Here is a 21,449-nt window from a genome sequence, read left to right as displayed (position 1 = left end):
TCGCAGGCGCCCGCCCGCGCCTTCTTTCTCCGGTCCCGGTATGTCGTCTCTCCGTCTCCGCACAGGTAGTGCCGCCCTCGGTCTCTGGTTACTCGCGGCGTGTGGGGGCGGGGGGAGTGACGGACCCGTCGTGGAGCCCCCGGTGCCGACCGTGCGGGGCGTCAGCGTCACGCCCGCCGCGGCCACGCTGCGGGTGGGCGAAACCCAGACCCTGACGGCGCTGGTGGACGCGATCAACGGCGCCGGGACTTCGGTCACCTGGAGCTCCGAGAGTCCGACGCTGGCCACGGTGTCCGCCGCGGGTGTGGTGACCGCGGTGGGCACCGGCACCGCCGTCATACGCGCGACCGCGGTGGCCGATGCCCGTCAGAGCGGCACGGCCACCATCACGGTGCAGCCGGCCCGGAACATCCTCATCGATCCGGGCACGGCCAGCGTGGGCACCGGGCAGACGGTGCGCCTCACCGCCACGGTGCAGATCGACCCCGGGCTGCCGACCACGGTCACCTGGCGCAGCGTGGCCACCACCATCGCCACGGTGTCGTCCACCGGTGTCGTGACCGGCGTGGCCCAGGGCACCACCCAGATCCAGGCCATCTCCACCGCCGACACCACGCTGCGCGGCACGGCCGTGGTGAACGTCGTCCCCGTGGTGCGGTCGGTGGCGGTCTCACCCACCGCGGCATCGGTGTTCATCGGCGATACCCGGCAACTCGCCGCCACGGTGAACGCCGACGCCGGCGTCGCACAGACCGTGACCTGGCGGACCAGCAATCCGGCCATCGCCACCGTGAACGGCACGGGGCTGGTGACGGCGGTGGCGTTGGGCAACGCGACCATCACGGTGCTCTCCACTGTGGACACCACCCGGCGCGCCACGGCCACGATCACCGTGCCCGCGCGTCCGATCACGGTGTCCATCGCGCAGCGCAATGTGAGTGTGAATCCCACCACCAGCGTGGCGCTCACCGGCACGGTGAGTGCCGATCCCGGTGTCAACACGGCGTTGTCGTGGACATCGAGCGCGCCGGCCATCGCCACGGTGAGCGCCACGGGCGTGGTCACCGGCGTGAGCGCCGGCAAGACGCTCATCACGGCCGCGGCGGTGGCCGATGGTTCGAAGTGGGACACGGTCACGGTGAACGTCGTGCCGCGTCTCGCCAATCGCTGGACGTCGGCCCGTCTGAGTGGCGTGCTGTACGACGATGTCGTGGCGGTGGCCCCGTTCGACGCCAACAACGCCTTCGTGGTGAATGTCACGGGCGACATCCTGCGCTGGAACGGCACCACATGGGCCGTGAGCGCGCGGGGCAGTACCTACAACACCATGTTCTACGCCCTGCACGGTGTGGGCACCACCAATCTGCTGGCGGTTGGCGCGAACGGAGTGATCGTGCGCTGGAACGGCACGGCGTGGAGCGCGATGACGTCGGGCACCACCCGGGCGTTGTACGGGGTCTGGATGGAGAGCGCGGGCTCGGCCTGGGCCGTGGGCTCCGGCGGCACGGTGCTTCGCTGGAACGGCACGGCGTGGTCCACGGAAAGTGCCGGTTCCACGTCCGCGCTGAACGGCGTGTGGGCGGGCGATGGCGTGGTGTATGCCGTGGGGGCGGACGGCGAGGTGCTGCGGCGTTCCGGCACCACCTGGTCGCGTGTGACGGTGCCCACCGGCGAGACACTGTACGGCGTGCACGGACTCAACGTCACGGATGTGGTGATCGTGGGCGCTCAGGGCACCATTCTGCGCTGGAACGGCACCATCTGGAGCACCCTGCCATCGGCGGGACTCTCGGGCGGGTTCTACGCGATCACCGGCTCGGCGGCCAACGATGGACGTCGGTACATCGTCGGTGACGACGGCGTGGCGCGTGTGGACGTGAATACGGTGACCGTGGAACGCACGCCCTATGCGCCACGATTGTACGGCGTGGGCATGGATGCTTCGGGTGCGGTGTGGGCCACCGGACAGCGCGGTGTGGTGATGCGAGGTGGTGCTTCGTGGACCACGCTCAATCTGGCGCCCGACCTGCTCGACGTCTGGACGACGGCCGCCGACAACGCGTGGGCGGTGGGGGAGTTCGGTTCGATCTATCGCTGGAACGGCACGACGTGGACCCGGCAGACGACGCCCACGACGGTCACACTGGATGCGGTGTGGGCACCCGGGGCCAATGACGCGTTCGCGGGCGGCGAGAACGGCACGATGTTGAGATGGAACGGCAGCACCTGGAGTGCGATGACCTTCCCGAGCACGGGGGCAGTGTACGCGCTGTGGGGCACGAGCAGTTCCAACGTGTATGCGGCCACGTCCATGGGCGAAGTGCTGAAGTTCAACGGCGTGACGTGGAGTGTGTCCACCACCACGCCGAACCCGCTGTGGGCGGCGTACGGCTATGGGGCGAACGATCTGTTTGCCTCGGGTGAAAACGGTGCCGTATGGCGCCTCAGTGGCACGACGTGGAGCGCGCTCCCATCGCCGGTGAACGGCACGCTGGCCGGATTGTGGACGACCGGTCCGACGGGACTGTATGTGGTGGGTGCGAACGCCTCGGGATCGGCGGGTGTGGCCTACAACTGGAACGGGACGGCATGGAGTGCGATGAATGTGGGATCGACGCGCCTGCTCACGTCCATCTGGGGTCCGAGTCTGCTGGATCTCTATGTCACCGGTGACGCGGGCACACTGCTGCATTACGACGGGGCGTCGTGGCAGTCCATGACGACCGGCACGACCGATCTCCTGTGGAGCGTATCCGGTGCTCCGAACGCGGTGGGCGGTGCATTCGCGGTGGGCTACAACGGGACGATCGTGGCGGGCTCGCTGAGCAGCGCGGCGTTGCGTGCCGCGATCACGGACGGTGTCGGTGGTATCGATGCGCGTGCCGCGCTCGAGCCGGCGCGTGGTGCGGTGGTGCGACGCGGGCCACTGCCGGCGGGTGAGAAGCGTGCCCGACGTCGATTGTAGGCGAGATCGCCAACAGCGAACAGCAACAGCAAACTGCCTTGCTGCGGATTGGGCGGATGACACGGATGAACGCGGATAACTACGGGAAACACTCCCCCGTTTGATCCGTGCAAATCCGTGTCATCCGCCCAATCCGCGGTAAAGCAGTTTGTTTTTTTGTCGGTAGTCAAACGCCATATCCGTCGTCGCTTTTCCCTTGACGTAACGATTGTGCCGTCTGTGTGACACTGCGTGAGGCGGCGCACACGAGACGTGCCGACAGCGTGAGTGGGTCGTCCAAGAAGCGAACCCGAAGTTTCTGCGCTTCCTGGATTTCCTGCTTTGCCATGTCCGCCTTCTCCCCGTTGAATGCCATGCCTGCGCGCCGTGTGCCCACGTCCGCGCTGCCTGGCCGTTCATTGCGTGCACTCGCGCGTGTGTCCGCGCGTGTTTGCGCGCCGATATCCGCACATACTTTCGCGCGCACATCCACCGCGATGTTCTTCGCGATGCTCGCGCTGTTGTGGACCACGGCGTGCGCGGGCGGCGCGGACTCCGTCGCGGGATCGGGCGGCGGCGGCGGCGGCAGCACGGGCGGCGCGCCGGCACGACTGGATCTCTCCACGAGCGCCGTGAGCCTGGGCGCCATCGGCGCGTCCGAACAGATCAATGCCACCGTACGCAATGCCTCCGGCGCCGCGATCAGCGGCGCATCGGTGAACTGGTCGAGCGCGGACATCACCGTGGCCGACGTGGCGGGCGCAGGCACGACCGCCGTGATCACCGCGCGCGCGCCGGGACGCACCACCATCCGCGCGCAGATCGCGGGCTTCGTGCAGGACATCGCCGTGCAGGTGCTCGCGGTGCGTGGACTTTCGGTCACACCAGTCACGGGCAGCTTGCGGGCCGGCGATCAGATCACGCTCGTGGCCGCACTCGACGCCGATCAGGGCACCGTACCCGATGTGCGTTGGGCCAGCGACAATCCGGGCGTCGCGACGGTGTCGAGCAGCGGCGTGGTGACGGGCGTGGGTCCTGGCAGTGCCGTGGTTCGTGCCACCGCCGTGGCCGATGCGCGCATCTCGGCGTCGGCGCTGCTCACCATCATGCCGGCACGCAGCGTCCGTATCGTGGGCGCACCCGCCATGTTGTGGATGGGCGACGAGGCGACGCTCAACAGCAGTGTCGATGTGGACAGCACGCAGTCCCGCGACGTGGTCTGGAGCAGCAGTCAGCCGACCGTGGCGTCGATCTCCGACGCCGGTGTCGTCACCGCCATCACCACCGGCACCACGACACTGCGCCTTACCTCCGCGATCGATCCGCGTCTGCAGGATTCCGTGCGTCTCGAAGTGCGCCCGGCCCGTACGGTCACCGTCACGCCCGCCAGCGCCACGCTGGGGGCCGGCGAAACACGCACACTGAGCGCCCGCGTGGTGATCGAAGCAGGGCTGAGCACGGCCGTCACCTGGCGGTCCGACAATCCGGCCATCGCCATGGTGGCCCAGAATGGCATGGTCACCGGTGTCTCGCAGGGCAGCACCACGATCACGGCCGTTTCCGTGGCGGACACCACACGACGTGGTTCCGCGATGATCGACATCGTGCCGGTCGTGCGGGATCTCGATCTCACGCCCAGTGCGGTCTCGATGTTCCTCGAAGACACGCGACAGCTGACGGCTACCGTGTCTGCCGATGCGGGTGCTTCGCGCGCGGTGATCTGGCGTTCCAGCAACGGCGCCGTGGCCTCGGTGAGTGAAACGGGTCTGGTGACCGCGAACACCGTGGGCACCGCGATCATCACCGCCATCGCGGAAGCGGATACGACACGCCGGGCGACCTCACTCGTCACCGTGCGCTACGCACCGGTGGTGACGGTTTCTCCGTCCAGTGTCTTCCTCACCATCGGTCAGACGCGACAGGCCACCGTCACCGTGAAAGCCGATGCCGGTGTGAGCACCGCGGTCACCTGGCAGTCCGCCAACACCGCCGTCGCCACCGTATCGCCCGCGGGACTCATCTCGGCGGTGGGATTCGGCAACACCACCATCACCGCAACGTCGGTGGCCGACACCTCACGCTCCGCCACCATCACCGTGGAAGTCACGCCGACCGTGCGGGGTGTGACCATCACCCCCGCCGCGCTCACCGTGGCGCCGGGTGAATCGCGTCCGCTCGTGGGTGCGGTGACCGGCGATCCAGGGGTATCCGCCACGCTGATCTGGCGTTCGAGCAATGCGTCCATCGCGAGTGTGTCGGCCACCGGTATCGTGACGGGCGGCACCCAGGGTTCGGCCACCATCACCGCGCTGGCTGCCGCGGACACCACCAAGCGCGCCACCGCCGCGGTCACCGTGCGCAATGCGCCACTGGTGACGATCACGCCCGCCTCCGCTTCGCTCACGCTCGGTGAGCAACGCACGTTCTCCGCGTCGGTGTCGGCGGAAAGTGGCCAGAGCACGGCCGTGACCTGGCGGAGTGGGGACGCGACGATCGTGACCGTCTCGCCGACCGGTGTCGTCACGGCCGTGGGCTTCGGCACCACCACGGTCACCGCCGTCGCGGTGGCCGACACCACCAGACAGGCCTCGGTCGCAGTGACGGTCGCACCGGCCATCCAATCGGTGAGCGTGACGCCGAGTACGGCGACGATCGGTGTCGGCCAGACCGTGCAATTGACTCCCGCGGTGGTGACACAGGGGTCGCTGTCGGCGGCCGTGAGTTACCGCAGCAGCAATCCTTCGGTGGCCAGCGTGAATTTCGCCGGACTCGTCACCGGACTCGGCACGGGCAACGCCACAATCACGGTGCTGTCCACGGTGGACACCACCAAACGCGCCACGGCCGCGATCACGATCAGCGCGTCACCGCCGCCGCCCACGCAGTTGGTCACGAGCTGGTCGAGCACACGATTGGGTGGGGCGTTGCATGAAGACGTGGTGGCGCTGGACGCGGTCGATGCGTCGACGATCTTTGCCGTGAACTCGCTGGGCAATGTCTATCGCTACAACGGCTCCACGTGGTCGCTGTCGGCGACGGGGGCGAGTTACAACACACGCTTCGTGGCGGTCGCCGCCACCAGCGGCAGTCACGCCATCGCCGTGGGCACGAATGGGGTGATCGTGCGCTTCAACGGGTCCTCCTGGAGCACCATGAGCAGCGGCACGGCGCAAACGCTCTATGGCGTGTATCTCGAGAACAGTTCGGTGGGCTTCGTGGTGGGCGCCAACGGCACCGCGCTCCGATACAACGGATCGTCGTGGAGCACGACGAGCACGGGCACGAGTGAAGCGCTGTCGGGTGTCTGGTCGACGGGCGGGGTGGCCTTTGCCGTGGGCACCAGTGGAACGGTGCTGCGCTACAGCGGTTCGTCGTGGAGCGCGCAGAGTTCGGGCACGACCGAGACCCTGTACAGTGTCGCGGGCACGTCGGCGAACGATGTGGTTGTCGTGGGCACGTTCGGTACGGTGTTGCGCTACAACGGCAGCCAGTGGACGCGCGTGTCGACCGGCAGCCTGATCGCCGATCTGTTCGGGGTCGCCGGGAGTTCCGCCAACGGGGGACGCATGGTGATCGCGTCCGATGACGGTGCACTGGCGTTGAACGGTTCGACGCTGTCGACGCTCTCCACCCCGTACGCCCCCCGTCTCTTTGCCGTGGCGATGGACGGGTCGGGCAACGTGGTCGTGGGCGGGCAGCGTGGTGTCGTCATGCGCACACCGTCGACGAGCTGGGAAACGCTCAATGCGGCCCCCGATCTGATCGACGCATGGACGACCGGCTCGACCAACAGTTGGGCCGTGGGCGAGTTCGGGTTCATCTACCGCTGGAACGGCAGTACCTGGAGCCGTCAGACCACGCCCACGACGAGCACGCTCAACACGGTCTGGGGCAGCAGCGCCAGCGATGCGTTTGCCGGTGGCGACCACGGCACCATGCTGCGCTGGAACGGCAGCAGCTGGTCCGCCATGTCCTTCCCGTCGTCGGGATCGGTGTACGGGATCTGGGGGTCGAGCGCCAGCAATGTGTTCGCGGTGACGTCCACCGGTCAGGTGCTGCGCTACAACGGTTCGGGATGGAGCGTGGTGGCCACGGCGTCCGGCGCACTCTGGTCGGTGTTCGGCTCGTCGGCGTCCGACGTGTACGTGTCGGGCGAGAACGGTGTGGTGATGCGCTTCAACGGCACGAGCTGGTCGTCGATGAACACCCCGGCATCGGGCACCATCGCCGGCATCTGGGCAGGCAGCGCGTCCAACCTCGTGGCCGTCGGCGCCAGCTCGGCCGGCACCACGGGACTGGCCTACAGCTCATCGGGCAGCAGCTGGAGTTCGGTGAGCACCGGCACCTCCCGTGTGCTCACGAGCGTCTGGGGACAGAGCGCCGGCGATCTCTATGTCACCGGTGAAGCGGGCACGATCCTGCGTTTCAACGGCACGTCGTGGAGCAGCATGAGCAGCGGCACGACCGACCTGCTGTGGGCGGTGACCGGCTCGCCGAGCGGCACCGGCGGCGCCTTCGCGGTGGGGTACAACAGCACCCTCGTCACAGGCACCGGCAGCGGCTCGCTGCTGGCTGCGGCGCGGAGCCAGGGCACGATCTCGCTCGAGCCCGCGCCGGGAGCGCGGACGGCACGAGGAGCGCTGCCGACGGGGAAGCAGAGGCAGGCGCGGAAACGCTGAGGGGCTGGGAACTACGGGAGCTGGGAACTACGGGAGCTGGAACTACGGGAGCTGGGACCACGGGAGCTGGAACCACGGGAGCTGGACCAACGGTGAGACGGGTACAGTGGTTCCCCGTTGGTCTAGCTCCCGTGGTTCCAGCTCCCGTTTCTCCAGCTCCCGTTTCTCCAGCTCCCGTAGTTCCAGCTCCCGTAGTTCCGTTCCTCCCCCGTTACTCCCTGCTGAACGCCGCGAGCGTCGGTCCCATCGCATCGATGGTTTCGCGGGCGTGCCAGCGGTCGTTCCCGTTGTACAGGAACGCGAATGCCAGGATCTCGCCGTTCTCCGCGGTGACGTAGCCCGACAGACCGATCACTTCGTTCGTCGTGCCGGTCTTCGCGTGCAGGTTCCCCTGCGCGGGTGTGGCGCGCATGCGATTGCGCAGCAGTTCCGATTCGCCGGCCACGGGGAGCGAGGCGTGGAACGCACTGCCCCAAGGCGCATGGTGCGCATGATCGAGCAGCTGCACCAGCGAACGTGGTGTCACACGATCGAGCACCGACAGACCACTGCCATCGGTGGCGGTCACGGCATCGGGCGCGGTGCCGACCTGCCGCACGAGGAAGTCCTTGAGCGTCGTCACCGCCGTCTCCGCCGATCCCACCGTCTGCCGGTCCTCACCACGCGCGGCGCCGCGATACAGCATCTCGGCGTACAGGTTGATGCTCTCGCGATTCATGACCGACACCAGGCGGGCCAGTGGCGGTGACGGCAGACTGGTGACCACGGCCGCCGAGGCCGGGGTGCGTCCCACCTTGATGTCACCATCCACCTTCACACCCTGCGCTTCGAGCGCGGCGCGGAACGCCCCCGCCGTGAAGACCACCGGGTCTCCCACCACCAATTGATAGCGCACCGTGCCGGCACGCGCGCCGATCGTCCCCGACACCACCACCCGATCATCGCCCACCCGTCGGGCCGAGATGCTCGAGCCTCCACCGGCGACCGTGCGCACGGTGTTGGTGATGCTGAGTCCCTTCGTGGCCGGTTCGAGGAACACGCGCGCCGCGCTGCCCGATTCCCCGGCTGTCACCCCCACGATCACGATGTTTTCGTTCAGCGACAACGCCGAGAATGGCGCGGCATATCCCGCGCCCGCATACCGCGTCAACCAACCTTCGGGGATGCGGCGTGATTCGAATGCCGACGCATCGGCGATGAGATCTCCCGTCACGTGCCGGACACCGGCACCCACGGTGAACTGCGCCAGCAGATTCATGGCCGCATCGGGCCCGCCGCGCACGAAGCGGGGCGAGAGCGACGGATCGCCGTCGCCGCGCAGCACGAGATCACCCGACAGCACCCCGCTCGAATCGAGCGGGCCGTCACGGAGGACATCGGTGCTGAACGTGTGTTCCGGCCCGAGCTTCTCGAGCGCGATGGCCGACGTGAACAACTTCATCGTGCTGGCCGGCACCATGGGCCGATCGGCGCTGCGGGCGAACAGCGTGTCCCCGCGCGAGATGCTGACCACTATCGCGCCCCACTCCCCATTGCGCGTGCGGCTGCCCAGCAACGTTCCCAGATCGCTGCTCAGGGCATCGGTGCCGCGCGGCGTCGTGTAGTGCAACACGGGGACGATCGGCGCCTTGGCCGCACGCCGCGTCGTACCGGCCGCCGCGCGCGCCGGCGGACGTTTCTTGGTCGGGACCGCACGTTTGGTGGCCGGCGTGCGTTTCTGCGAACTCGCCTTCGCCGGTGTTTTTGACGACGTCTTCGTCTGCGCACCGCTGGTCTGCCGCACGTACGCCGACGCGTACGACGTTTCCGATGCTGCCTCCGCACGTATTCCGGCCTGCACCACGCCGAACGGCGTCACCAACGCCATCACCATCGATCCGATCGCGAGCGTCCAGGACGGACGAGCGATCCGGAAGGTCCCTGCGTTCATGCCGTCATACCTTGAGAACGAAACCACGCTTCCATGCCGCCCACAGAATCAGGAACCACACGACGACAAAGGAAACGGCATATGCCAGTGACGCATCCCGCGGTGGGAGCCACGAGGCATACACAGTCTTGAACACGAATCCCTGCGCCGAGATCCGCGTTCCGTCCCCCACATCCCAGGTCCAGAGCGAGGAGATGCAGCGGGCCATCAACCCCGACCCGAGGAACGCCAACATGGGGTTGGTCCCATACACGACGAATGGGAACGTCCAGCGTCGCAGACCGAGGCCGTCGATGAGCCACATGCAGGTCGCGAGTGTCACCGCGCCCATCCCCGCCGTGAAGATCACGTAGGAGCTGGTCCAGATGCTCTTGTTGATGGGGAACACCCAGTGCCACATCAATCCCACCATCATGGCCAGCGCGCCCACGGCAAACAAGCCTGCGAGCCGTTCACTCAGCGGCAGATCCCGACGGGCAATCCAGCGACCGGCAAACGTGCCGCAGATCATGGTCCCGATCGCGGGAATGGTGCTGAGCAGGCCTTCCGGATCCCAGGTCTTCGATCCGCTCCAGAGATGGTTGACACCGAACACCGCACGATCGAGCCACGCGCTCAACAACTGATCGGGTTTGTCGAGCACGAAGCGACCGGCGACACCGGTATCGGGCACCGGCACGAGCGTCATCAGGGCCCAGTAGCCGAACAGCAACGTTGCGAGGATGACGAACTGCTGACGCAACGTGGTGCGCCATGTGAGCAGCGCGCCGCAGAGGTACGCGACACCGATGCGCTGCAGCACACCCATGATGCGCCAGTGCTCCAGCCGATCCACCACGCGCTCACCGAACGAGGCACCCGGAAGTCCCGGTGGCCAGGTGAAGAACGGGAATCCGGCGAGCAGCAGGCCAAACAGGAAGATCAGGGCGCCGCGCTTGAGGATCTGGCGCAGAATGGCGTGCTCGTCGTCGCCCCGCGCGCGGCGGGCGCGCAACGAAATTTCCGTGGTGATGCCGACGATGAACAGGAAGAACGGAAAGATCAGATCCGTGGGCGTCCATCCGTTCCACGGTGCGTGTTCGAGCGGCGGATAGATCGCGGACCATGTTCCGGGATTGTTGACGAGCAGCATCCCCGCCACGGTCATGCCGCGGAACACATCGAGGGACAGCAGCCGTTCGGTCTTCACGGGTCCGCGCTCGCCGAGGCCGGAGCCGCCGAAGCCGGCGCCACCTTCCAGCGTGTGCCTTCACACTGCACGGTGATCGTGCGGGTGTCCGCCACTTTCCCCTCGTGTTCACCGCCGATGTAATGTCCACCCAGCGTCACCGCGACGCTGCGGCCGTTGTCCGTCTCGGTCTTGCCGCGGTACACCACCAGCAACGAGGTGTAAGGACCCGCCAGGTCGAGCTTCTCGCGCACCTGCGCCTGCCCCTTGGGATCGCTGGTGTAGAAGTAGGTCGGCCCCTTGCCCTGCAGAATCTTGAACCCGTCATCGGGCACCCCCGAATCGGTACCCGCCGCGCTCAGGAAGCGCTGCGGTGTGGGACGCTGGGTGGTGATGAATTCGTAGACGGCAAGTCCCACGGCGGTCGTGTCCTGGCTCACACAGCTCAGTTCGCCCTTGGCGGCAGCCGCCGACCGCTGGTCACCCGACCCGCCTCCGCAGGCCGCCAGGGCTGAAACGACGGGAATCGTGACCACGAAGATCGCGCGAAGGCTGGGACGTGAGAGCTGTGACATGGCGGGCGACCGGATCGAGTGGTACTCTCGCAGAGTCGGGCCATCAACAGGTCCGACACGCTGACACGACGGAAGGTTTGGCGGAACGCGCGTCAGCAGTCGGTGGTAGATCGGAAGGGGCGGTTCTGAGGACCGCTGCGCTAGAGCAGTGTGCTAGCGACATCGGGGTTTGTCGAGGGGCAGACCCCGCGAACACCGCAACGTGGAGGGAGGCATCGGATGTCAACGAACAATGCCATCGCCCGTGAGGGTATCTCTGCAGGACTCATCGGCGCCATGGCCATCGCGGTCTGGTTCGCCATCCTCGATGCCATGCGAGGCGACTTGCTCGGCACGCCGGTGATGCTGGGTAATTCGATCGCATCGCTGTTCCTCGATGGACAGTTGCCGAGTCGTGCGGGGGCATTCCTCGGCTACACCCTGTTCCACTTCAGCGTTTTCTGCATCGTGGGGCTGGTCTTCTCGTGGGTGGTGAACTCCGCCGAACGCACGCCGTCGGCATTCATCGGCTTCGCGGGACTGTTCGTGGCCTTCGAAGTCGGCTGGATCGGCATCACGACGATGCTGGCGCGCGGCTTCGGTGAACTCACGTGGATGCAGGTCTTCGTGGCCAACCTCATCGCCGCCGCCGCGATGGGTGCCTACATGTGGCGCATGCACCCGGCCCTGCCTCGCCGGGTCGACGCCGCACTCGCAGGAGCACCGGAGTAGGCCTCGTTCGCCGGCCAGCCCGGCGACGGCCCGTCGTGAGCCGGCGACGGCCGGTCTGGCTCACGGCCGGCTTGGGGTGACTCGCTGGCTTCAGGGGCCGCCTGCGGCGGCGATACCAGCAGGATGAACCGCCGGATACCAGGAGGATTGGTCCCGTGCGGGCGACGGGGACATCGCGCTGAGGCCAGGTTGGACTTTTTTGAAATTGTGGACTACGGGGAACAGCGGTCACGGCTTCACGCGACCGTTGTTCCTCCCGTCGTTCAACCCCTAAAACCCCGTCTGTCCGGCACGCGACATCGTCTGCGCCACCCACAGGAATATCCTGCAGGTATCCGGCGTTCATCCTGCCGGTATCGCGCCCGCAGGGCGCCCCTCAAACCCGCCGCCCCCCCCAATACCCGCCCCGCCGCACCCAGCGAGCCAGGCCGGTCCCCTATCCCCAGTCGGAATCGAGCGCGTCGCTCAGCGCATACAGCGCGTCCGTCCAGCGACGGCGCAGCGCCTCCGTATCGGCGCCAGCCGGCAGCATGCCATGCTCGATGCTGACCGAGGAACGGGTGTTCCCCTGCCGTACGATGGCGATCGCGACCTGCGAGCCATCAGGAAACGCGAGACGCGCGAATCGTGGCGGCAACGCGCTCATCACCCGATAGAGCCGCTCCGGCGCCCATTCGCGTTTGGCCGGATCGTTGATCATGCGGAAGATGGCACTGGCCGGCGCATCGATCACACGGGCCACTTCCACGAAGGCACCCTGACGCACGTCCCCCGCCGCTTCCACGGCACGCGGCTGCCGCTGCGGCTGCGAACGCGGCTTCGATTGCCCCTGCGCCCGTGAATCCGGACGCGGCGGCTTGCGATCCGACGACCCCCGACGCGGCGCCCCGTCACGACGTCCCTTGCCCGCCATCAGCGCCCCGTCCCGGTATCACTCACGGCCTCACCCATTGTTCGCACTCGGCACCCAGCCCACCTGCGCCGACGCCTCGTCGTCTTCACCACGCGATGACCACTTGAAGAAGATCACCGTCATCACCGCGTAGAAGAACACGCCACCCGGAATCCACATGATCAACCCGCCATACTGCTGATCTTCCATTGGCGTGATGCCCATGATGCGGGGCGCCACCGCGTAGGCCGGATACAGCAGGGTGTCCGCCATCGCGATGTAGATCGAGATGATCGACATCGGAATGACCATGAGGAAGCAGTACAGCATCTGCGCCGGATACGGCGCGCGCGGCAATTCGGGGAGCGGCGACAGCAACGGCCACCACATCAGCACCGATGCCGCGATGAACATCAGATGCTGCAGGATGTGCACCGGATGGTACGCCAGCGCAAGATTGTACATCGGCGGCAGATGCCACAGCGCCAGCACCACATTGAACCACACGAAACACGCCACGACCGATGTATGGCGCCGGGCGAGCCGGAACAGTGCCGGCCGTCGCAGCAATGGACGCAACATCCACCCCGGCGTGCCCACGATCATGAGCGGAGGCACGACCAGCGTGAGAATCAGGTGCTGCACCATGTGCGCGCTGAACAGATAAAAATCGCTCAGATCGTGCAGCGGCCCGTTCAGCGTCACGAACAGCAGCGCCAGCGCGGTGAAGAACGCCATGCGCTGCGGTGGCGTGGGACCGCTGAACGACTCGGCGGCCAGGCGCTGCGCCGGCGTCGCATCCGCCGGATCGACCGTCACCGGGTAGAGATCGGCCTCCGACGGGCCCTGCCGGATACGCCAGACATAGGCCACGGCGAAGGCGGCGATCCCGATGGCCGTGCTCGGGTGCACCGAGAACTGGGTGGGCGAGAGCTGCGCGACGGGGTGAAGAAGAGCCAGCATATCGCTGCAATCTAACGGATCGCATCGACCGATCGTGGTACCGGAGGGCCCGGAAACACGAATCCCGGAGTCACGCAGGATGCGCGACTCCGGGATCGATATGCTCCGCGAAGGAGCGAACGGTCAGCCGAGCGATCCCAGACGGATGGCCAGCTTGGAGAACAGGAACAGCAGACCGATGAGGATGAGACCGGCCACGAGGAGCGGTCCGGTGAAGAGCGCGCGGAACAGTTTGTGGTCGTACTTGAGATGCATGTAGTACGCCACGACGATCGCGAACTTCACCGACGACATGATCAGCATGCTCGGTACATACACCCAGCTGTTTTCCCACGCCGGGATGTAGTACGCCGACACTTCGACGGCCGTGATGATGGTCAGGATGAGCGCGACCTTCCAGTACGTGGACCAGGTCGGATGTTCTTCGGCGTGGGCGTCGTGTGCCCCGTGCGAATGATCAGCCATCATCGCCTCACTTGATGAGGTAAACGAGGGTGAAGATCACGATCCACACCACGTCGACGAAGTGCCAGTACAGCGCGGCAATGTCGACGAGCAGCGAATCCTTCGGTTCCAGTCCACGCTTGTAGTCGATCGCGAGCAGCGTGAAGAGCCAGAGCACACCCGCCGTCACGTGCGCACCGTGGAATCCGGTGAGCGTGAAGAACGAGGAGCCGAAGAGGTTCGTGCGGATCGAGAGTCCTTCATGGATGAAGGACGTGAACTCGTAGGCCTGACAGCCGAGGAAGGCGATGCCCAGCAGGCAGGTCATCCACAACCAGAGCTTCGAATTGCCGAGGATGCGCTCCCAGGCGGTGTGCTTGGGCTGGTAGCGGTTCTGGACCGCGGCCAGCGCGAGCACCATCGCGAGGGACGACATCAGCAGCACGAAAGTCGAGGCCGACGTGACCGGGATGTTCAGGATCGGCTGGAAGACCTTGCCGGTGGTCGGGTTGGTCCAGACTTCGTGCGGATACGGGCCTTCCGGGCTCCGCCCCTTGTACACCAGGTACGTGGAGATGAGCGACGCGAAGAGCATGCACTCGGACCCGATGAAGGTCCAGATCGCAACCTTGCGGTTGTCGAGCCCGAGCGAGGTGTAGTGGCCGCCGCCATGTGCGTGGCCGTCGCCGTGGGCGGCAGGAGCAGTGGGTGCGGTCATCTCAGTGGTGATCCTCGAGCGGCGTCAGCAGCCACTTGTAGAGCGAGCCCACCCACCACAGCGTGCCGGTGATCATGATCGACAGGCCAAGGCCGGTGCTCTTTTCCAGGAACATCTGTCCGGCGAACATCACGATGATGCCGGCAGCGGTGATGAGCGGCCAGATCGACGGATTCGGCATCACGATGCCGAGTTCGTGCGATGTCGGAACGTGGCGCCCCTTTTCTTCTTCGTGCGTCGTCTCGTGCACGAGCTGCTCCCCGTCCTTCATGTTCCACAGGGGATACCGCGACTTGATGTTCGGCAGCTCGGCGAAGTTGTAGTCGGGTGGCGGCGAAGGAATGCTCCATTCGACCGTCGCCGCGCCCCACGGGTTGCTCGACGCGGGCGCGCCGCCCTTCCAGCTCTTCCAGATGTTGATGAGCCCGATCAGCGTGCCGACCATGAGGATCGCCGTGCCGATCGTCGAGAGCATGTTGAACAGCTCGAAGCCCTGCCCCGCGTCGTACTGGTAGTAGCGACGCGGCATGCCGAGCAGCCCGCTGAAGTGCATCGGGAAGAACGTGAGGTTCATGCCGATGAACGTGATCCAGAAGTGCCAGGACCCGAGCTTCTCGGAGAGGAACCGGCCCGTGATCTTCGGGAAGTAGTAGTACACGCCGGCGAAGAGCCCGAACATCGAGCCACCGAAGAGCACGTAGTGGAAGTGCGCCACGATGAAGTACGTGTCCGTCTGCTGCAGGTCGGTCGGCGGCGAGGCGTGCATGACACCCGAGATGCCGCCGATGGTGAACAGCGCCACCAGGCCGATGCCGAACTTCATGGCCGCCGTGAAGTTGAGCTGACCGCCCCAGAGCGTGGCGAGCCAGTTGAAGATCTTCACGCCCGTCGGGATGGCGATGAGCATCGTGGCCAGCGAGAACACCGAGTCCGCGATCGGACCCATGCCCACGGCGAACATGTGGTGCGCCCACACGCCGAAGCCGAGGAAGCCGATGAGGATACCCGAGTACACCATCACCGGGTAACCGAAGAGCGGCTTCTTCGAGAACGTCGGCAGCACTTCGGACACGAGACCGAAGGCCGGCAGGATCAGGATGTACACCTCGGGGTGACCGAACACCCAGAACAGGTGCTGCCACAGCAGCGGGTCGGCCCCCTTGGCGATCGTGTAGAAGTTCGTGCCGAAGAAGCGGTCGAACTGCAGGAACACGAGCGCGATCGTGATGGCGGGGAACGACAGCACGATGAGGAACTGCACCACGAACGCCATCCACGTGAAGATCGGCATGCGCATGAGCGTCATGCCCGGCGCCCGCATGTTGATGATGGTCGTGATGAAGTTGAAACCGGCGGCCAGCGACGAGATGCCCAGGATCTGGAGACCGATCACCCAGAAATCCATGTTCACCTGCGGCGAGAACGCCTTCGTGCTCAGCGGCGCGTACCCGAACCAGCCACCATCGGGTGCGACCGCGAAGAAGATCGGCACCGTGATGAAGATGCCGCCCAGCAGATAGATCCAGTACGAGAACGCGTTGAGTCGCGGGAAGGCGACGTCACGCGCACCCACCTGCAGCGGGATCAGGAAGTTGAAGAACGCCGCCGAAAGCGGCATCACGGCGAGGAAGATCATCGTCGTGCCGTGCATCGTGAACAGCTGATTGTACATCTCGGCCGACACGAGCGTGCCGTTCGGTCCCATCAGCTGGGCACGGATGATGGCGGCCTCGAGGCCGCCGACGACGAAGAAGATCAGGCCGCTGATCAGATAGAGCGCCCCGATGCGCTTGTGGTCCACCGTGGTGAGCCACGACATGATCCCGGTGTCGGGAGCCGTGTGGGCCTTGGTGTACGGGGGCGCGGCAGCGATGGTTGCCATCGTGTCGAAAAGTCGGTGTTGACGGGGGGCGGCTACTTGAGAGCCTGGAGGTAAGCGACGATATCGGCGATCTCGGGGTCGGTCAGACCACCGGCGCTGATGACGTTCTTGCGTACGGGATCGGTGAGGCCCTTGCCGATGGTCGGCATGATGCTGCCGGGCTTCATGTGCGGGGCACTCTTGATCCAGTAGGCGAGATGCTTCGCATCGTTCGGATACAGACCGCCGGCGATCGTATGGCGCGTCCCGACATGGGTCAGGTTCGGGCCGATCGGCGACGCGAACGGCGTCCCCGCGATGGTGTGACAACCGATGCACGTCGAGCGCGAGAAGAGCTGACGACCACGCTCGGCGTCACCCTGTGCCAGCAACGACTCGTCGTAGGTGAGACCCGCCGGCAGCTTGGCGGTCGGAATGATGTAGGCGAACTCCGCCTCGACCCGCTCCTTCGGGAACGCCCACACCGGCACCGCAGGGCTCGAATCGGCCGCCGCATTCTGCTGCAGCGACGCGAGCTGCACCGACGCCGCGCCCGGAGCCGCAGCGCTCGCCGGAGCCGGCACGGGCGCGGGCGCCTTGAACACCGCCGGCTGCTTCTGGTGGGCCACCCACTGTTCGAACTCCGCCGGCGTCACCGTGAACGCGCGGAAACGCATGTTCGCGTGCGACGCGCCGCAGAACTCGGCGCAGAAGCCGTTCCACGCCGACGACGGCAGATCCGCGTTCGGCGTGAACCACACATAGTTGGTGTGATTCGAGATCAGGTCGCGCTTGCCGCCCATCTGGGGAATCCAGAAGGAGTGCAGCACGTCGGCCGTCTTGAGCGCGAAATTCACCGTCCGCCCGTTGGGCAGATAGAGTTCGTTGGCGGTCGTGATACCCAACTGCGGGTACTTGAACTCCCACCACCACTGGTGGCCGATGACTTCGACCTGCAGAGCTTCGGGCGCCGCCTTGGCCTGGGTCTTGAAAATCGTGCTCACCGTCGGGATGGCAATGAAGATCAGAATGACCGCCGGAATGGCCGTCCAGGTGATCTCGAGTGCCGTGTTCCCATGCACCTGCTTCGGCTTCTCCCCGCCGGGCCGGCGACGATAGCGGAAGATCGTGTACACCAGGCCCGCTTCGACGGCGATGAAGACCAGCGTTCCCCAGAAGAGAAGCTTGTCCCACAGCGCGTCGATCGCCGTGTTGTACTCGGTGTGGTGATTGAACGTCGAATTCGGGTACTCGCCGCCGCAGGCTGCGAGCCCGAGGGCCAGAGCGCCCAGCAGCGCGGCGGATGCCAACCGCCGCGGGCGGAACGTGCCAACCATGCCGGATCCTGATGTGGAGTTGGGTGGACTGCTGCCTCACGGTCCTGGACCTACGCAGAGGACGTAAGCCAAGGGCGCTCGACGAGCAGTCGGGGGGTGGGACAGCAGTGCGAAGCTAATCCGTCGTTTCCGGCCACCGCAAGCAAAACCCTACGACTTCTCGGGCTTTGCCCGACATTTCTCGTATTGTAACCACCATTGTGCCGATTCACTGGTTCACATCGGCCACATTTCCGTAAAACACCACGATTTTCGCTCTGAAATCGCACATGGCGCTGCCGTTTCCGCAGCGCGTTTCGGATCGTCTTCTCCGCGTGATCTCCCTTCGCGCTCTGTGTCCGGCCATTGCCCGGGCCCGATCCCTGCCGGTCCCGCCGGCCCGGACGATGCTGATGGCCCTGTCGGGTCTCCTGGTGGCCGCCGGTTGCCGAAGCCCGAATGCCCCGACCAGCTCCGCTCATGCCATCGGCGTGGGCGCCATCCCGGGAACGCCGGGTTATGAAAACATCGTGCGCGGCATCGAACTGGCCGTCGAACGCCTGAACGCCGCCGGTCCCGCCCGCTTCGAGGTGCGCCTGCCCCCGGCGGGCGTGACCAGCCCGGTCCGGTTGGCCGAGCAACTCCGGCAGGACCCGGCGGTGATCGCGGTGGTGGGCCATCCGGAAAGTGGCAACACGCTGGAAACGGTCCCCATCTACGCCGACGCTGAACACGACGGGGAAAACGGGGTCGTGATGGTCTCCCAGACTGCATCCTCGCCGCGCCTGAGCGGGATCAGCCCCTGGTTCTTCCGGGTGGCTCCCAGCGACGCCGATGCCGCCCGGCACACCGCCCAGTGGGTGCTCGACACCCTCGGCGGCCGGCGTGCGGCTATCGTGTACCGCAACGACCCCTATGGCCGCGACTGGACGACCACCTTCGCCGAGACCTTCACCAAGGGCGGTGGGCAGATCGACACCCGCGATCCCTACCTCACCGGGGTCACCGAGTGGGATGCCTACGCCAGCCTGCTGGCGCTGCGCAAACCGGACGTGGTGCTCTTTCCGGGCGACGCCGACGATGCGCTGGCCTTTCTGCGCGCGCTCCGGGCCCGGGGGGTCACCGCGCCGTTCGTGGGGGGTGACGGCACCGAGGGCATCGTCCGCGACTCGATCGCCACCGGAGCCTATGTGGCCGCGTTCTTCCGCGCCGACCGGGTGTCGAGCCCCGAAGCCATGCACTTCCTCGGCCGCTATCGCGAACGTTTCCACCAGGATCCCGATGGATTCGCGGCCCTGTCTTACGATGCGACCATCGTGATCGGTCGCACGGTGAGCGGCGGCGCCGGCACCCGGTCCTCGCTGCGCCTGGCCCTCGAACGCATCGGCAACGGCGCGCCCTCGGTCGATGGGGTCGTGGGCCGTATCGCCTTCGAAAAGAGTCACGACATCAAAGCCCGTCCCGTCCTCGTGACGCGGGTGCGGGGAGCCGTCGCGCCATGAGGCAGCCATGAGACACCTGTTTCAGATGGCGACCATCCGCGGACGCCTCATCGCGGGTTTCGGTACGTCGATCACGTTGCTGGTGGCCGCGGGTGTCCTGGGCTGGTACTGGCTCTCCCGCAGCAACGCGCAGGCCGAGGCCACGGTCCACGATCTGATGGACCGGTCCGAGTTCGTCGAGCGGGCCACGAACATCGCGCTGCGCGAACTCGTGGCGGGACTGCGGTTCCTGAGCACGGGGACACCCACCGATGAAGCCCAGTATCACGCGCTCACGGTGCAAGCCGAGCAACTGCGCCGTGATGCCGTTTCCACGAGTGTGCTGAGCGCGGAGGAGCGTCGTCGTCTGGAGACGATCGGCCGGCTGCAGGCCACGCTCGAAGTGCGCATCGCCACCACCCGGGCCTGGCAGATCTCCGGACACACCGGGGAAGCGAATCGGGTGCTCGCACTCACCACGCGCGACATCCAAGCCATCGAGAGTGAATTGCAGGGCCTGCGCCGTGCCGCGCGCGATGGTGCCGGCGAGGCCACCGATCGCATGCGCGACTGGCTGCGCAACGCCGAGGCCAGCCTGGTGGTCGTGGTGACGCTGGCCTTCGGCGTGGCCGCGTTCTTCGGATTGTCCACGGCCCGGGCCATCACACAGCCCATGGTGCAACTGCGTGACGAACTCATGGCCATCGGCGCCGGCGATCTGCGCGATCCCCCGTTTTCCGCCAGCTCCCTGTATGTCGCGCAGGAATACGCGGAGCTGATCGATGCCATGCGGCAGGCCCGTGAACGTCTGCGCCTGCTCTTCTCGCGCGTGCAGGAAGAAGCCGATCAGGTCACCTTGGCCGCCAGCGAACTGACCGCGTCGGCTTCGTCGGCGGCCGCTTCGTCGCAGCACGTGACATCGGCCATCATGGACATCTCGCATGGCGCGACGATGCAGCTCACGTCGCTCAATCATGCGGGTGAAACAGTGAAGGAACTGGCCGAAGCCGGCGCCACCATCGGTGAGGCGGCGGATGAAACCGACCGGGTGGGCCGCGAGATCCGGCACACCACCAACGGTGCGCGCGATCAGGTGCAGGTGGCCATCGATACGCTGCTGGGGGCGCGCGAAGTGGTGCAGGCTTCCCGCGAGGAGATGGTCGCGCTGCGTGATGCGACCGGAGTGATCGACGATTTCGTGAGCGTGATTTCGGAGATCGCCACCCAGACCAATCTGCTGGCGCTCAACGCCGCAATCGAAGCGGCCCGTGCCGGCTCGGCGGGGCGCGGCTTCGCGGTGGTCGCGCAGGAAGTGCGGGCGCTGGCCGAACAGAGCGCTCATGCAGCCAACGAAGTCACGGAAAACGTGAAGCGTTTCCGGAGCCGGATCACCAGCGCTTCGACGGCGGTGGAATCGGGCGCCACGCGTCTGCGCGATGCGGAGACGGTGGCCGAAGCCGTGCGGGGCGCGCTGGCCCGCATCGAACACGCTGTCGCGCAGGTGGAAGGCGCCACGGCACGTGTCACGACGGCGGTGGAAGGCAACCGCCGTTCACTCAGTCAGGTGCAACGTTCGTTGTACGACGCCCGCGACACCGCGGAAGGCCATGCGGCCGCCGCCGAGGAAGTAGCGGCCAGCACGGAGCAGACCTCGGCGTCGGCGCAGGAGGTCTCCGCCACCGCCGAGATGCTGCAGACCGCGAGCCTGCGGGTGCGGGGACTCATCGGCGAGTTCCGCACCTGATGCTTGCCTGATGGACTCGGGCC

Annotated in this window: 14 protein-coding genes; 5 read left to right on the top strand and 9 right to left on the bottom strand. The window is 66.4% G+C overall.

The genetic code is table 11. From position 1 onward, the window contains the following. Nucleotides 1-142: 142 nt before the first annotated feature. On the top strand, nucleotides 143-2,965 hold the full coding sequence (locus tag WG208_RS17895; RefSeq protein WP_337172758.1) for an Ig-like domain-containing protein: 2,823 nt from the start codon (nucleotides 143-145) through the stop codon (nucleotides 2,963-2,965). A gap of 353 nt (nucleotides 2,966-3,318) precedes the next feature. Then, nucleotides 3,319-7,623: an Ig-like domain-containing protein gene (locus tag WG208_RS17890; protein WP_337172757.1), complete on the top strand. Its 4,305-nt coding sequence runs from the start codon at nucleotides 3,319-3,321 to the stop codon at nucleotides 7,621-7,623. A 211-nt stretch (nucleotides 7,624-7,834) separates the two neighbouring features. Here WG208_RS17890 and dacB read toward each other — a convergent pair whose 3' ends face one another. The 3 genes from dacB to WG208_RS17875 are packed head-to-tail and all read right to left on the bottom strand — an operon-like array spanning nucleotide 7,835 to nucleotide 11,296. Then, nucleotides 7,835-9,553 carry a D-alanyl-D-alanine carboxypeptidase/D-alanyl-D-alanine-endopeptidase gene (dacB, locus tag WG208_RS17885; protein WP_337172756.1) on the bottom strand — a complete coding sequence of 573 codons (1,719 nt, stop codon included), beginning with the start codon at nucleotides 9,551-9,553 and terminating at the stop codon, nucleotides 7,835-7,837. A 4-nt stretch (nucleotides 9,554-9,557) separates the two neighbouring features. Then, nucleotides 9,558-10,742, bottom strand: coding sequence for a DUF5009 domain-containing protein (locus tag WG208_RS17880; RefSeq protein WP_337172755.1), 1,185 nt, complete (start codon nucleotides 10,740-10,742; stop codon nucleotides 9,558-9,560). Continuing rightward, the gene (locus tag WG208_RS17875) at nucleotides 10,739-11,296 is read right to left on the bottom strand and encodes a hypothetical protein (protein WP_337172754.1); all 558 of its coding nucleotides are present in this window, start codon (nucleotides 11,294-11,296) and stop codon (nucleotides 10,739-10,741) included. The genes WG208_RS17880 and WG208_RS17875 overlap by 4 nt, the downstream gene beginning before the upstream one ends. A 219-nt stretch (nucleotides 11,297-11,515) precedes the next feature. Between WG208_RS17875 and WG208_RS17870 the strand changes: the two genes are divergently transcribed. Further along, nucleotides 11,516-12,007 (top strand): hypothetical protein, encoded by a 492-nt coding sequence (locus tag WG208_RS17870; RefSeq protein WP_337172753.1) that lies wholly within the window; start codon nucleotides 11,516-11,518, stop codon nucleotides 12,005-12,007. A gap of 436 nt (nucleotides 12,008-12,443) precedes the next feature. On the opposite strand, the gene WG208_RS17865 is transcribed toward WG208_RS17870, so the two are convergent. The 6 genes from WG208_RS17865 to coxB form a co-directional block, all read right to left on the bottom strand. Next, the gene (locus WG208_RS17865; protein ID WP_337172752.1) at nucleotides 12,444-12,920 is read right to left on the bottom strand and encodes a hypothetical protein; all 477 of its coding nucleotides are present in this window, start codon (nucleotides 12,918-12,920) and stop codon (nucleotides 12,444-12,446) included. 30 nt (nucleotides 12,921-12,950) lie between these two features. After that, a complete protein-coding gene (locus WG208_RS17860) occupies nucleotides 12,951-13,862 on the bottom strand; it encodes a cytochrome c oxidase assembly protein (RefSeq protein WP_337172751.1) in 912 nt (303 codons plus the stop codon). Between the two features lie 123 nt (nucleotides 13,863-13,985). Beyond that, complete coding sequence (locus WG208_RS17855) at nucleotides 13,986-14,327, bottom strand: cytochrome C oxidase subunit IV family protein (RefSeq protein ID WP_337172750.1); 342 nt, start codon at nucleotides 14,325-14,327, stop codon at nucleotides 13,986-13,988. Between the two features lie 7 nt (nucleotides 14,328-14,334). Next, on the bottom strand, nucleotides 14,335-15,024 hold the full coding sequence (locus WG208_RS17850) for a cytochrome c oxidase subunit 3 (RefSeq protein ID WP_337172749.1): 690 nt from the start codon (nucleotides 15,022-15,024) through the stop codon (nucleotides 14,335-14,337). Nucleotide 15,025: 1 nt separating this feature from the next. Next, nucleotides 15,026-16,906 (bottom strand): cytochrome c oxidase subunit I, encoded by a 1,881-nt coding sequence (ctaD, locus tag WG208_RS17845; protein ID WP_337172748.1) that lies wholly within the window; start codon nucleotides 16,904-16,906, stop codon nucleotides 15,026-15,028. Nucleotides 16,907-16,938: 32 nt separating this feature from the next. Beyond that, on the bottom strand, nucleotides 16,939-18,222 hold the full coding sequence (gene coxB / locus WG208_RS17840; protein WP_337172747.1) for a cytochrome c oxidase subunit II: 1,284 nt from the start codon (nucleotides 18,220-18,222) through the stop codon (nucleotides 16,939-16,941). A gap of 314 nt (nucleotides 18,223-18,536) precedes the next feature. On the opposite strand from coxB, the gene WG208_RS17835 reads away from it, so the two are divergent. Then, the gene (locus tag WG208_RS17835) at nucleotides 18,537-19,703 is read left to right on the top strand and encodes a branched-chain amino acid ABC transporter substrate-binding protein (protein ID WP_337172746.1); all 1,167 of its coding nucleotides are present in this window, start codon (nucleotides 18,537-18,539) and stop codon (nucleotides 19,701-19,703) included. 7 nt (nucleotides 19,704-19,710) lie between these two features. Next, nucleotides 19,711-21,426: a methyl-accepting chemotaxis protein gene (locus WG208_RS17830; protein WP_337172745.1), complete on the top strand. Its 1,716-nt coding sequence runs from the start codon at nucleotides 19,711-19,713 to the stop codon at nucleotides 21,424-21,426. Nucleotides 21,427-21,449: the final 23 nt, after the last annotated feature.

Origin of the sequence: Gemmatimonas aurantiaca (genome assembly GCF_037190085.1) — a bacterium.
GTDB classification, from domain to species: domain Bacteria; phylum Gemmatimonadota; class Gemmatimonadetes; order Gemmatimonadales; family Gemmatimonadaceae; genus Gemmatimonas; species Gemmatimonas aurantiaca_A.
Note: the sequence above shows the minus strand (reverse complement) of the source record. Positions and strands in the feature narration are given on the sequence as shown.